12 protein-coding genes are annotated in these 12,076 nt (G+C 70.7%); 2 read left to right on the plus strand and 10 right to left on the minus strand.

Features of this window, described 5'->3' with window-relative positions; translation table 11 throughout:
• Positions 1-42 precede the first annotated feature (42 nt).
• Both RJT50_RS09330 and purN read right to left on the minus strand, forming a co-directional pair.
• On the minus strand, positions 43-369 hold the full coding sequence (locus tag RJT50_RS09330; protein ID WP_313690973.1) for a winged helix-turn-helix domain-containing protein: 327 nt from the start codon (positions 367-369) through the stop codon (positions 43-45).
• Positions 370-505: 136 nt separating this feature from the next.
• Positions 506-2,104 (minus strand): phosphoribosylglycinamide formyltransferase, encoded by a 1,599-nt coding sequence (gene purN, locus RJT50_RS09335; RefSeq protein ID WP_313690974.1) that lies wholly within the window; start codon positions 2,102-2,104, stop codon positions 506-508.
• Positions 2,105-2,272: 168 nt separating this feature from the next.
• On the opposite strand from purN, the gene purB reads away from it, so the two are divergent.
• Positions 2,273-3,679 (plus strand): adenylosuccinate lyase, encoded by a 1,407-nt coding sequence (purB, locus tag RJT50_RS09340; protein WP_313690975.1) that lies wholly within the window; start codon positions 2,273-2,275, stop codon positions 3,677-3,679.
• Between the two features lie 211 nt (positions 3,680-3,890).
• On the opposite strand, the gene RJT50_RS09345 is transcribed toward purB, so the two are convergent.
• Genes RJT50_RS09345 through dapA form a run of 8 tightly spaced genes read right to left on the minus strand, consistent with a single transcriptional unit; the run spans position 3,891 to position 10,901 of the window.
• Positions 3,891-4,244 (minus strand): helix-turn-helix transcriptional regulator, encoded by a 354-nt coding sequence (locus RJT50_RS09345; RefSeq protein WP_313690976.1) that lies wholly within the window; start codon positions 4,242-4,244, stop codon positions 3,891-3,893.
• Between the two features lie 26 nt (positions 4,245-4,270).
• Entirely contained in the window at positions 4,271-5,083 is an 813-nt protein-coding gene (locus RJT50_RS09350) for an NRDE family protein (protein WP_313690977.1), read from the minus strand.
• A gap of 39 nt (positions 5,084-5,122) precedes the next feature.
• Entirely contained in the window at positions 5,123-6,286 is a 1,164-nt protein-coding gene (locus tag RJT50_RS09355; RefSeq protein WP_313690978.1) for a M20/M25/M40 family metallo-hydrolase, read from the minus strand.
• Positions 6,283-7,134: a diaminopimelate epimerase gene (gene dapF / locus RJT50_RS09360; protein WP_313690979.1), complete on the minus strand. Its 852-nt coding sequence runs from the start codon at positions 7,132-7,134 to the stop codon at positions 6,283-6,285. The genes RJT50_RS09355 and dapF overlap by 4 nt, the downstream gene beginning before the upstream one ends.
• Positions 7,131-8,384, minus strand: coding sequence for a diaminopimelate decarboxylase (gene lysA / locus RJT50_RS09365; protein ID WP_313690980.1), 1,254 nt, complete (start codon positions 8,382-8,384; stop codon positions 7,131-7,133). The genes dapF and lysA overlap by 4 nt, the downstream gene beginning before the upstream one ends.
• A complete protein-coding gene (locus RJT50_RS09370) occupies positions 8,381-9,220 on the minus strand; it encodes a 2,3,4,5-tetrahydropyridine-2,6-dicarboxylate N-succinyltransferase (protein WP_313690982.1) in 840 nt (279 codons plus the stop codon). Before RJT50_RS09370 ends, lysA begins: the two co-directional genes overlap by 4 nt.
• Positions 9,217-9,981 (minus strand): 4-hydroxy-tetrahydrodipicolinate reductase, encoded by a 765-nt coding sequence (gene dapB, locus RJT50_RS09375; protein ID WP_313690983.1) that lies wholly within the window; start codon positions 9,979-9,981, stop codon positions 9,217-9,219. The genes RJT50_RS09370 and dapB overlap by 4 nt, the downstream gene beginning before the upstream one ends.
• Entirely contained in the window at positions 9,978-10,901 is a 924-nt protein-coding gene (gene dapA / locus RJT50_RS09380; protein ID WP_313690984.1) for a 4-hydroxy-tetrahydrodipicolinate synthase, read from the minus strand. The genes dapB and dapA overlap by 4 nt, the downstream gene beginning before the upstream one ends.
• Positions 10,902-11,319: 418 nt before the next feature.
• Between dapA and RJT50_RS09385 the strand changes: the two genes are divergently transcribed.
• A complete protein-coding gene (locus tag RJT50_RS09385) occupies positions 11,320-12,018 on the plus strand; it encodes a phosphoribosyltransferase (RefSeq protein ID WP_313690985.1) in 699 nt (232 codons plus the stop codon).
• Positions 12,019-12,076: the final 58 nt, after the last annotated feature.

Below are 12,076 nucleotides of genomic sequence, written 5' to 3' on the forward strand. Positions count from 1 at the left end.
CGTCTCCGGGTCGCCGGCACGAGCCGGAGCGATGACGCCCCATCACTGGGTTCGGTCGACGAGCCCCTGCGACTCGATGAGCTCCCAGACCTTGCTCCCCTGATCGATGATCCCGTAGACCCGCCCCTTCGCGCGCTCCTCGGAGACGTGCAGCGTGACCAGCCGTCGTTCCCGAAGCCCCTTGAGGGCCCGTGAAACGTGGGTCACGGCGATGTCCGCGTTGTCCGCGATCTGTGACGGCGTCGCGGGTCCGTCCGCGAGCCGCCCGAGCACGCTCGTCCGGTAGTCGGAACTGATCACGTAGCCGGCCATGTCCCACTCGTCCCGCATCGGTGCCCCAAACCCGTCACCGACGTGTTCGTTGGACATTCAACTCGCCACAGTACGGGCCGGTACATAATCCATACGCCACGTCCTCAGCAGCTGAGGACGGCGATTTTGTGGGTTTGGGAACCAGTCGTGATCCGGTACGATCGGTGTGGTGCGTCGAACGGCGGGTCGCGGGTCAGTCGTGCCGGAACGACCGCGATCCGGTGAACGCCATCGCCATGCCGTGCGCGTCCGCCGCCTCGATGACGTCGTCGTCGTTGACCGAGCCGCCGGGCTGGATTACCGCCTCGATGCCCGCCTCGGCCGCCTCCTCGATGGCGTCCGGGAACGGGAAGAACGCGTCCGAGGCCATCACGGCTCCGTCGGCCGACTTGCCCTCGGCGTCCGACTCGGCCTTCATCGCGGCGAGCGTGACGGCGTCGACCCTCGACACCTGCCCCATCCCCACGCCGACCGTCTCGGTGCCCTCGGCGAACAGGATGCCGTTCGACTTGACGTGTTTGAGCACTTTCCACGCGAACAGCATCGTCTCGACCTCCTCGTCGGTCGGCTCCCGCTCGGTGACGAACTCCAGATCCGCCCCCGTCGGCGACTGGAGGTCGCGTTCCTGAACGAGGCGACCCCCGAGGATCGGTTTCTCGGTCAGGGTCTCGCCCGTCCGGCCGGGCGCACCGAGGTCGCCGACGTCGAGCACGCGGAGGTTCTCCGTCCCGGTCAACACGTCGAGCGCGTCGGACTCGTAGCCCGGCGCGACGACGACCTCCTTGAACGAGTCGACGATCAGTTCCGCGGTCGCGGCGTCGCACTCGCGGTTGAGCGCGACGATGCCGCCGAACGCGGACTTCGCGTCCGTCGAGAGCGCGTCGGCGTACGCCTCGGCGAGCGTGTCCGCGGTCGCACAGCCGGCGGGGTTGGTATGCTTGATGACGGCGGCGGCCGGCTCGTCGAACTCCGTCACGAGGTTCAGCGCGCCGTCGGCGTCGTTGTAGTTGTTGTACGAGAGCGCCTTCGCTCCCTCGTTCAGCTGGTCGGCCGCGACGACGTTCGCCTCCTCGCAGGTCGTGTCGGCGTACAGCGCGGCGTCCTGGTGGGGGTTCTCGCCGTAGCGGAGTTCGCGGACGCGGTCGTCGCTGACGAGCCGACGGGACGGGAACCCGCCGTCGTCGCCCGCGTCGTCGCCGTCGACGGTGACCGTGCCGGCGTCCGGGTCCACCTCGACGCGCCCCTCCGCGAACCACTTCACCGCCCGCGGGTAGGCGGCGTACTCCGCCTCGGTCAGCACACGCTCCTTCAGGTCGGCGGCGTCGTCGCTCTCGAACACGGCCACCGGCTCCTGCGTGACGATCGGGCCGCCGTCCACCTCCTCGGTGACGACGTGGACCGTACAGCCCGTGGTCCGGACACCCGCCTCGAGCACCTGCTCGTGTGCGTCGGTGCCCGGGAACGCGGGAAGCAGCGACGGGTGGACGTTCAGCGTCGTCGGCGCGGACCGGAGGAACTCGGCGGTCAGCACGCGCATGTAGCCGTCGAGACAGACGAGGTCGAACTCGTGTTCGGCCAGCGCGTCGAGCACCCGACGCTCGTGGGACTCGCGGGCCTCGTCCGGGTCGCGTTCGACGACTTCGGTGGCGATCCCGCGCTCGGCAGCCGCGTCGAGCACCGGCGCGTCGGCGTCGTTCGTGAGTACGACCGAGAGGGTCGCCCCGCCGGGCGCCAGGTCCGCGATCCGTCGAAGGTTTCGTCCGCGGTTGCTCGCCATGCCGGCAATCTTCATGTGGGAACGGTCAGGCGCGGGGAGAAAAACGGTTGCGGTCCAGATCGGGTAAGTATACAGTCCCATGCACAATACGTCGGCTAATTCGGACTCCGAAGCCTGTACATATGCACAGTCGTGGTTCCAGGGACCGGAACGCCTTTGCCCGCGGCGACGGCACGGAGGCGTATGGACATCCCCCGCGAGGACCCGCTGGCGGCCGTCTCACCGCTGGACGGTCGGTACGCCGGCCGGACCGCTCCGCTCGTGCCGTACGCGAGCGAGGCCGGACTGATCCGGGCCCGCGTTCGCGTCGAAGTCGAGTACCTGCTCGCGCTCGCCGCGGAGCCGGCGGTCGGCGTGTCGCTCTCGGCGGCCGAACGCGACGCGCTCCGCTCGGTCGTGGGCGAGTTCGACGCCGAGGACGCCAGGCTCGTCAAGCGGCTCGAGACGGATGGCGCCGAGGGCTACGCCGCGACGAACCACGACGTGAAAGCCGTCGAGTACTTCCTGCGGACCGAGACGCCAGAGCGCGTCCACCCGTGGATCCACTTCGGGCTGACCAGCGAGGACGTGAACAACCTCGCCCACCGGCTGCTCGTGGAGCCGGCCGTCGAGGACGTGCTCGTGCCGGCCCTGCGCGACGTCCGGGACGATCTGACGGCCATGGCACGGGAGCACCGCGACCTACCGATGCTCGCGCGGACGCACGGCCAGCCGGCCACGCCGACGACGTTCGGGAAGGAGTTGGCCGTCTACGCCGCGCGTCTCGGGAAGTCGCTCGGACGGATCGCCGATGCAAGGGAGGGGCTGTCTGGCAAACTCGCCGGCGCGTCGGGGACGTACGCCGCACACCGGGCCGCCTACCCCGACGTCGACTGGCGGACGTTCTCCCGCGAGTTCGTCACGTCGCTCGGCCTCGACCACGCCCCGCTGGCGACGCAGGTGAACCCCTGCGACGACCTCGCGGCGCTGTTCGACGCGCTCCGTGGCGCGAACGACGTCCTGCTCGATCTCGACCGCGACATGTGGCTCTACGTGTCGGACCGCTACCTCGGCCAGGAGGCCGCCGCCGGGGAGACGGGCTCGTCGACGATGCCCCATAAGGTGAACCCCATCGACTTCGAGAACTCGGAGGGGAACCTCTCGAAGGCGAACTCTGACCTCACGTTCCTGGCGGACTACGTCACCACCTCGCGGCTCCAGCGGGACCTCTCGGACTCGACGGTGAAACGCAACGTCGGCGCGGCGTTCGCTCACTGCCTGATCGGCTACACGAAGACGAAGGCCGGGCTGGAGAAGGTCACGCCGAACGAGCAGGTCATGCGGGAGGACCTGGAGGCAAACCCCGAGGTGATCGGCGAGGCGGTCCAGACCATCCTGCGACGGGAGGGCGACACCGGCGCCTACGAGCGCGTCAAGGAGCTCACGCGCGGCAGCCGAACGACCCTCGAGGCGTTCCACGGGCTCTTCGATGATCTCGACGTGGACGAGTCGACCCGCGAGGAACTAGGCGCGCTCGCGCCCACGATCTACGTCGGCTACGGCGGCGACCTCGTCGACGAACTGGACGGCCGACTCGACGACGATAGCTGACCGGCCGACCGCGACGATTTCTGGCGTCTCGTCGGGCAACGTCTGCCGACCAGCGGCGAGCGACGGCGACCGAGAAATTGCCGACTGACCCCCCCTCCCGACCGGCAACGGGCGGGACTGGAAGGGGCCGCGGAGGCTTCCGAGGTGTTGCCGGTCGGGGCGTGCGAGCTATGGAGCGGAAAGGGACGAAACGAAAACCGGAGACTTCCGGTCAGTACTCCTCGTACGCGAGGTTCATCAGCCACTGCGTGAACGCGTCGCCGTTCGGGTCGATCTCCTCCTCGCCGATGAACGGCGAGAGCAGGTCGCCGGCCATGAGCAGCGAGAAGTCGAGGTCGGCGGCCGTGGGCTCCAGATAGTAGGTGTTGTGACCGTCGTAGACGGCGTCCTCGCGCTCGATGAGGTCGAGCTCAGAGAGCTTCTCCGCGATCCGGCTCCCCTTGCGCGAGGAGACGTCGAGTTCCTTCCAGAAGTCGCTCTGGTGGATCCCGCCCGACTCGCGGACGAGCTGGAGCCCTGCGTACTCGTCATCCGAGAGGTCAGCTTCGGCGTCGGCGACGCTCATACCCAGTCTCAGGGTGCGGCCCCCGTTTAACTTTGGCCTTCGCCGGCGTCGGCCGCGGTCGTCTCGATCAGCGGCTCGTAGGCCGTCTCGCAGGGGGGTCCGTCCGCGAAGTCGTACCGTCTGCTGCCGTCGTCGCCGACGATGACGAGCGAGGAGGAGCGCGTCCCGTACCCGCCGCCGGACTCGTCCGACGTGCCGTCCGACGCCGTTCCGGAGTCTGACACGTCGCCGTGGATGCAGACGCCGAACTCGTGGTCGCCGAGCGCCTCGCCGGCACGTTCGAGCCACTCCTCGGCCGTCTCGTCCGGGAACGGGCCGAGTTCCGCCGCCAGTTTCCGCGCGTTCCTGGCCTGCCGTTCGGCGATATCGGCCCTGTCCGGCGGTTCGTAGTACGTCCCGTCGAACCCGACGTTGCCGACGACGTGGATTCCCTCGCCCAGTTCAGTGACGCCGAGGGTGCCGTCCCACTCCAAGAGCAGCGCGTCGTCCCGGTCGGCGAGCACGAGGTTGAACCCGTCGTAGTCGTGTTCGACGCAGGACTCCTCGACCAGGCTCGCCGCCCCGTCGGCCGACGCCTCGCGCAGGCAGTCGCGGACGAGCAGCCCACGCGACCGACTCGAGCCCAGCCCGTCGACCCAGCGGTTCGTGACGCCGACGAACAGGCCGTCGTCGTTGTAGCCGATCCAGGTCCCGCCGGCCTCGGCGTCGCGGGGACCGACGACGCCAGGTTCGAGTTCGCGCGGCGGCTCCGAGGGACGATTCAGCGCCTCGTCGCGGTTTGCCGCCACCACGACCGAGGCCTCCGGGAAGGACCGCCACGCGAGGGTGAGCGTACACATACCCGTTCGTACGACGGGGAGGAAGAAAAGCGGCGGCGGTCAGCCGACGAGGCCGCTCACGGCACGGGTCAACGCCGCCGCGGCGGTCCGCACCCGGTCCAGTCGCACGTACTCCCGCTCGGCGTGGGCGACCGCACCCGCCTCGTCCGCGAGGTGGCCGGGGCCGAACACGACCGTCGGCGTGGGTGCGAAGTACGACGCCTCGGTCGCCGCGCCGAACGGCCGGACGGAGCCGTCTCCGTCCGCGCCGGCGGTCCGTGCTGCGGCCGCGAGCGTCCCGACGAGGTCGTGGTCCGGGTCGGTGTCGAACGCTTCGAGGAACGGCGTCGGCCGCTCGGTGAACGAGAACTCGACGCCGACCTCGGGGGCGACCGCCTCCCGGACCGCCGAGAGCAACTCAGTTCGGAACCCCGACGTGGTCTCGGGGGGAACGGACCGCCTGTCCAGCGTGAGTCGCGCCTCCGCGGGCACCTGGTTCGTCGCCTCGCCGCCGTCGACGCCCGTTGCGGTGAGCGTCGGCGAGCCGAGCCGCGGGTGCGGCTCCCGGCCCTCGTCGAACCGCCGAACCGCGCCCAGCGCGTCCTCCAGCGCGGCGACCGCGTCGACGCCCGACTCCGGTTCGGCCGCGTGTGCCGCGCTCCCGGAGAGGGTGAGCGTCCCCTCGAACCGGCCGCGTGCGGCCGTGCAGACGTCACAGTCGGTCGGTTCGCCGACGACGAACAGGTCGCCATCGAGCGGGTCGAGGGCTGCCGTCCGTTCGTCGTCGCCGTCGCCGTCGTCACCGCCGTCAGCGCCGACCCCGTACTCGCCCGTGACCAGCGCGTGGGCACCCGTCGAGAGCGTCTCCTCGTCGGGCGTGATCGCCAGCGTGAGGCGGCCGGCCGACGGCTCGACCGAGAGGAACGCGGCCAGCAACGCCGCCAGCGGTCCCTTCGCGTCACAGGATCCGCGCCCCCGGAGTACGTCGCCGTCCCGCTCGACCGGCAGTCCCGGCGGGACCGTGTCGACGTGCGTGTTCAACACGACGTGGGGTTCGCCCACGCCCTTCGTCGCCCGGACGTTCCCGGCGGCGTCGACGACCGGACTCGCGTCGGCCCGGTCGAGCGTCTCGACCAGGAACGAGCGCATCTCGTCGACGGATCCGTGGGAGTCAATCCGGACGGCCGCGTCCAGAAATTCGACCGGATCGAACGCCGCACTCACGGCTCGGCCTCCAGCGATCCGGTCGCCTCGCGCTCGGTGGGGCCGGCGAGCGTCGCCGAACCTTCGGCGGGCACCGTAACGCGCAGGTCGCCGCCCGGCGGAGCCACCACCGACGATTCTCGGTCGGTTCGGCCGGTTCGGCGCGCCGCCGCGAGGATCGCCACCGCGCCGGTCCCGCAGGCGCGCGTCTCGTCCTCGACCCCGCGCTCGAACGTCCGCTGTAGGAAGTCCGCGCCGCCGTCCGGGGTCGGTTCCGCGAGGGTGACGTTCGCGCCCTCGGGGAACGCGTCGGCGCTCCGAACGGGCGGCGCGACCGCGTCGAGGTCCACCGCGTCAACGTCCTCGACGAACGCGACCGCGTGCGGGACGCCGGTGTCGACCGCGGTCACGGTCAGCCCCTCGACCGACTCCTCGACCAGCGGTCCGCCCCACGTCGTCGGAACGGCCGCGGGTTCGAACGTCGGTCTGCCCATCTCGACCTCGACGGCGTTCGTGGCCGTCCGGACGACCGCCCGTCGGTCGCCAGCGGGCGTCTCGACGACGAACTCCCTCGCACCGGTCCGCTCGCCGGCCCAGGAGGCGACACACCGCGCGCCGTTCCCGCACATCTCCGCGACCGAGCCGTCGGGCTGGACGAGCGTCATCCCGACGCGAACCGGGACGGCCTCCGGGTTCAGATCGAGGAACAGGACGCCGTCCGCGCCCCGGCGAGCGCCCGCCTCGACACCCGTCTCCCGATCACAGTGGACGACGGCGAACCGGACGCGGTCGGGTACCGGTTCGTCGGCGTCGATGACGAGGAAGTCGTTGCCAGTGCCGTGGTACTTCACGAACGGGACGGTCGTCATCGTTCCAGCACCGTCAGGTCGGCGAGCGACTCGCGCCGCCTGAGCACGTCACCCTCCGGCGAGACGTCGGCCGGTCTGGGGCGGGAGTTGTACGTCGACGCCATCTCGTAGCCGTAGGCGCCCGCGTTACCGAGCGCGAGGAGGTCCCCCCGTTCGGGGGCGGGGAGCGGGCGACCCTCACAGAAGGTGTCGCCGCTCTCGCAGATGGGACCGGCGACCGTCACGGGTCGTTCCTCCCGTTCGTCGGCGCCCGGGTCCAGCAGGCGGATCGCGTGGAACGCGTCGTACATCGCCGGCCGAAGCAGGTCGGTCATGCCGGCGTCGACGCCCGCGACGACCTCCCCCGCCGACGGCTTGACTGTGTTCACGCGCGTCACCAGCACGGCCGCGTCGGCGACGAGATAGCGACCGGGTTCGAGCGCCACGGCCGCATCGAGCGCCGACAGTTCCTCGCGCACCGCCGTCGCGACCGCGTCGAGGTCGAGCGGGGATTCGGTCTCGCGGTACGGGACGCCGACGCCGCCGCCGACGTTCACGTACTCGAGGTCGCCGACCTCGGCCGCCAGTTCCGCGACGCTCGCCAGGAACTCGCGGTGGGCAGCCAGATCCGCCTCGTCGTGGATGCCGGAGCCGGCGTGGGCGTGCAGGCCGACGAACTCGAAGTCGGCACGCGCGTCAGCGACGACCTCGTCGACCCGCTCGGCGGGCACGCCGAACTTCGCCGCCGCCCCGGTCCGCACCTTCTCGTGGTGGCCCGCGCCGACGCCGGGGTTCACTCGGACGCAGAGTCGGCCGTCGTACCCCCGCTCGCGCAGGCGGTCGAGCGTGTCCGCGGCGCCGACGGTGACCGTCAGATCCGCGCCGTCGCGCCACCAGTCGACCACGGCGTCGAGGTCACGGGCGGGCGGGTTGACCGCGGTGTAGTCGACGTCGTCGCCGCCGAAGCCGGCCTCCAGCGCGCGACCGACTTCGCCGGCCGACGCACACTCCGCGCCGAACCCCGCCTCCCGGACGGTTTCGAGGACCGCGCGCCCTGCGTTCGCCTTCACCGCGTACCGGAGCGACGCGTCGGGGAACGCGGCCCGGAACCGCGCGCAGTTCTGGGCGACGCGGTCGAGGTCGGTGACGTACAGCGGCGTCCCGTGCTCGGCAGCGAGTTCGCGCAGGCGCGCCTCGTTCCAGTCGGCGAGCCGGCGGGCCCCCGGCGAGCCCGTTCCGTCGGTCGGTTCGTCGGCGTCGGGTTCGCTCATTCGCGGAGCGCGTCCTCCCGCCGCGTCGCCTCCAGCGTCTCCTCTTCGATGTGGGTCGCCACGACGGCCGGCTTGTAGGCCCCGCCCTCGAAGAGGTCGTGCTCGGAGACGCTCGACTCGACGAACCGCGCGAACGCCCGCCGATCCTCGGGCAGGTGGCCGTAGACGACCTCCTCCTCGACGAGGTCGTACACCGGAATCCTCGGCGTGAGGAGCGTGTTCTCGCCGACGACCGAGTTCGCGCCGACGCGGAACCCAGAAGTGACCCGACAGCCCGCGCCCAGTGAGACGCCGTCCTCGACGATCACCGGGGCGTCCTCGACCGGTTCGAGCACGCCGCCGATCAGCGTGTTCGCGCCGAGCTTCACGCCCTCGCCGAGTTGCGCGCACGAGCCGACCGTGTCACAGGAGTCGACGAGCGTGCCCGCGCCGACCGACGCGCCGATGTTGACGAACGACGGGCTCATCATGATGGCGTCGTCGCCGAGGTGTGCGCCCCGCCGGAGGACCGTGCCGTCCGGCGTGTTTCGGGCGCCGCCGGCTTCGAGGCTCTCGGTCTCCCGCAGCGGGAGCACGTCGTAGTAGCCCACGCCGCCGTACTCGCGGCGCTCGGTCTCGCGCAGGCCGAAGTTGAGCAGGACGCCGCGCTTCACCCACTCGTTCGCCTCCCACGAGGTGACCGAGTCGCCGGTCTTCTCGGCCGCCCGGATTTCGCCGGACTCGAGGGCGTCGAGGAACGCGTCCAGCGTCGCCCGATCGTCGTCGGTCAGGTCGGACGGCGTCAGGCCGTCGTCGTAGCGGTGCCACAGGTCGTCGATCTCGGGTTCCAGCGTCATTCGAGTACCTCCGTGAAGTCGTATTCGCCCGCCTCGCGTCCGGCGACCCACGCCGCTGCGTCGAGCGCGCCGGCGGCGAAGATTCGCCGCGAACCGGCGCGATGGGTCAGTTCCAGCGTCTCGTCGTCCCCAGCGAGCAGGACCTCGTGTTCGCCGGCGACGTCCCCGGCCCGGCGCGCGTGGACGCCGATCTCCTCGGGGGAGCGTGGCGCGTCGCCCTCCCGGCCGTGTCGTCGCGCCGTGAGGTCCGGGCGCTCGCGTTCGACGTCCCCGACGAGCGTGAGCGCGGTCCCGCTCGGCGCGTCCCGCTTGCCGTCGTGGTGCGTCTCCGTCACCTCGACGTCGTACCCGGGAAGCGTTCCGACCGCCTCTCTGACCGCCCCCCGGAGCGCGGCGATCCCCCGAGAGAAGTTCGACGCGCGGAGCACCGGGACGGTCTCGGCCGCGGCGGTCAGCGCCTCGGCCCCCTCGTCGGTGAACCCGGTGGTTCCGACGACGGCCGGGACGCCGGCCTCCGCGCACGCCGAGACGTACTCGACGCTCGACTCGGGGCCGGTGAAGTCGATCAGCGCGTCCGGGTCGCGGTCGGCAAGCAGTGCGGGGAGGTCGGCCGCGTCGTGAACCTCGCTGCCGGCGACGGGGCCGGTGGCCGAGCGATTGACGGCGAACGCGACCGAGACGTCCTCGCGGTCGGCCGCCGCCTCGATCAGTTCCCGGCCCATCCGACCGCCCGCGCCCGTCACCGCGACCCGGACGCTCACGCCGTCTCCACCTCCGAACCGTCGGCGTCGGCCGTCGCCTCCAGGTCGGCGAGGACGTCGGCCAGCACGGCTCGCGTCTCCTCGCTCGCGCGGGTGAGCGGCAGGCGGAGGTCGGCCGGGCCGTAGCCGCGGATCTCCATCGCCTCCTTCACCGGAATGGGGTTCGTCTCGCGGAACAGTTCGCGGAACAGCGGCGACAGGTCGTGGTGGACGTCGCGGGCGCGCGCAACGTCCCCGTCGAGCGCCGCGTGGACCAGTTCGGTCGTCCGCTCGGGTTCGACGTTTGCGGCGACGCTGATGGTGCCGGTGCCGCCGACCGCGATGGTCGGAAGGGTCAGGCCGTCGTCGCCCGAGAGCACGTCGAACGCCTCCCCGCGGGTCCGCTCGACGATCTCCGAGATGCGGTTCAGATCGCCCGAGGCGGCCTTGTACCCCCGAACGTTCGGGTGTTCGGCCAGCTCGACGACCGTGTCGAGATCGAGGCTCCGGCCCGTTCGGGAGGGGACGTTGTAGACGACTTGCGGGAGGTCGACGGCGTCCGCGACCGCCGTGAAATGTTCGTACTGGCCGCGCGGCTCGGGCTTGTTGTAGTACGGCGAGATGAGCAACAGCGCGTCCGCGCCCGCCGCCGCGGCGCGCTCGGAGAGGTCGACGGCCTCGTGGGTCGAGTTCGAGCCGGTGCCCGCGACGACGGGCACGTCGACGGCTTCGACGACGGTCTCGACGACCTCGCCGTGCTCGTCGTGGGTGAGCGTCGCCGACTCGCCCGTGGAGCCGACGGGGACGAGCCCGTCGACGCCGGCGGCTTCGAGCCGTCGGGCGTCGGCGGCGAGCTGTTCGTGGTCGACGTCGTTGCTGTCCGTGAACGGCGTTGTCATCGCCGGGTAGACGCCGGCGAACGTGTCGTGGTGTGTCGTCATTCGTGTGGGTCGGTGGTGATCGGTCGCAGGGTAGTCGTCAGCGCGCGTCGGTCGTCCGCGGTCGCCCGGGACGGGGGTGCCACTCCCGCCGCGAGCAGGTCACGCGCGTTTGGGTTTCCGACCCGAGAAGGCGGCCGACACGCCGCGCTGGTGGGGAACGGCCCCGGCGCGACGCGACGTGTCTCGCATGAGTGTACCCCGGTGGTGGGGCTACTAATGCGTTGCGCCAGCGTCCGATGTTGCTCGTCATCCGAACGTGTCCGGTGTGTCGCATTCGGTCCTGTTCCGGTGTCGCTTTCGAGATCGTCCCCCATCCAGCGAGAAACCAGCACTCGGAAGGAAAAGATCAGACTCCCAGATCATACCCGCGAACACACCTATAAACCCTTTTACCGAGCCCCCCGTCACACCAAACGCAATGAGCGACCTCCCGGACGATTTCGACTGCACCATCACAAACTGGGAGTACATATACGACCTCTGCAGACAGGTGGCAGACGAGGTGAAGGCGGCCGACTTCGAGCCCGACGTGGTGGTCGCGCTCGCCCGCGGCGGCTGGTTCGCCGGCCGCTGCATCTGTGACTTCCTCGGCATGGATGACCTCACGAGCCTGAAGATGGAACACTACGTCGGCACGGCCGAGAAGTCCGGCGAGCCGACGGTCCGCTACCCGATGCCGGAGGGGAGCGTCCAGGGCAAGGACGTGCTCATCATCGACGACATCGCCGACACCGGCGGCTCCATCAAGCGCGCCCAGGAGTACGTCGAGGAGCGCGACGGCGGCGAGATCAGGACGGCCACGCTCCAGTTGCTTCAGAGCTCCACGTTCGAACCCGACTTCATCGCCGAGCGCCTTGAGGAGTGGACCTGGATGGTGTACCCCTGGAACTTCATCGAGGACATGGTCGATCTCATCTCCGGCGTGATGGAGCGTGCCGATCGGGAGCGGTTCAGCAAGGAGGACGTCCGCCACTACCTCGCCGAGTTCCACGACGTCGACCGCATCGGCATGGAGATCGCCCAGCCCGGCCGTCTCGACGAGGTCATGTCCGAGATGGTCCGTCGGGACGTGGTCCGCGAGGTCGACGGCGGCTACCGCCTGCTCGACGCCGAGTAACCGGGATCCGGTCGACACCGTTCTCTCCGCTTCCGAACGCCTCTTGTCGGCCCCCTCC

Origin of the sequence: Halobaculum sp. XH14 (assembly GCF_032116555.1) — an archaeon.
GTDB lineage: Archaea > Halobacteriota > Halobacteria > Halobacteriales > Haloferacaceae > Halorarum > Halorarum halobium.

Bases quoted from the DNA above. Each gene is read 5' to 3' on its own strand.
- RJT50_RS09330 (WP_313690973.1), bottom strand. From the start codon at position 369: ATGTCCAACGAACACGTCGGTGACGGGTTTGGGGCACCGATGCGGGAC.
- purN (WP_313690974.1), bottom strand. From the start codon at position 2,104: ATGAAGATTGCCGGCATGGCGAGCAACCGCGGACGAAACCTTCGACGG.
- purB (WP_313690975.1), top strand. From the start codon at position 2,273: ATGGACATCCCCCGCGAGGACCCGCTGGCGGCCGTCTCACCGCTGGAC.
- RJT50_RS09345 (WP_313690976.1), bottom strand. From the start codon at position 4,244: ATGAGCGTCGCCGACGCCGAAGCTGACCTCTCGGATGACGAGTACGCA.
- RJT50_RS09350 (WP_313690977.1), bottom strand. From the start codon at position 5,083: ATGTGTACGCTCACCCTCGCGTGGCGGTCCTTCCCGGAGGCCTCGGTC.
- dapF (WP_313690979.1), bottom strand. From the start codon at position 7,134: ATGACGACCGTCCCGTTCGTGAAGTACCACGGCACTGGCAACGACTTC.
- lysA (WP_313690980.1), bottom strand. From the start codon at position 8,384: ATGAGCGAACCCGACGCCGACGAACCGACCGACGGAACGGGCTCGCCG.
- RJT50_RS09370 (WP_313690982.1), bottom strand. From the start codon at position 9,220: ATGACGCTGGAACCCGAGATCGACGACCTGTGGCACCGCTACGACGAC.
- dapA (WP_313690984.1), bottom strand. From the start codon at position 10,901: ATGACGACACACCACGACACGTTCGCCGGCGTCTACCCGGCGATGACA.
- RJT50_RS09385 (WP_313690985.1), top strand. From the start codon at position 11,320: ATGAGCGACCTCCCGGACGATTTCGACTGCACCATCACAAACTGGGAG.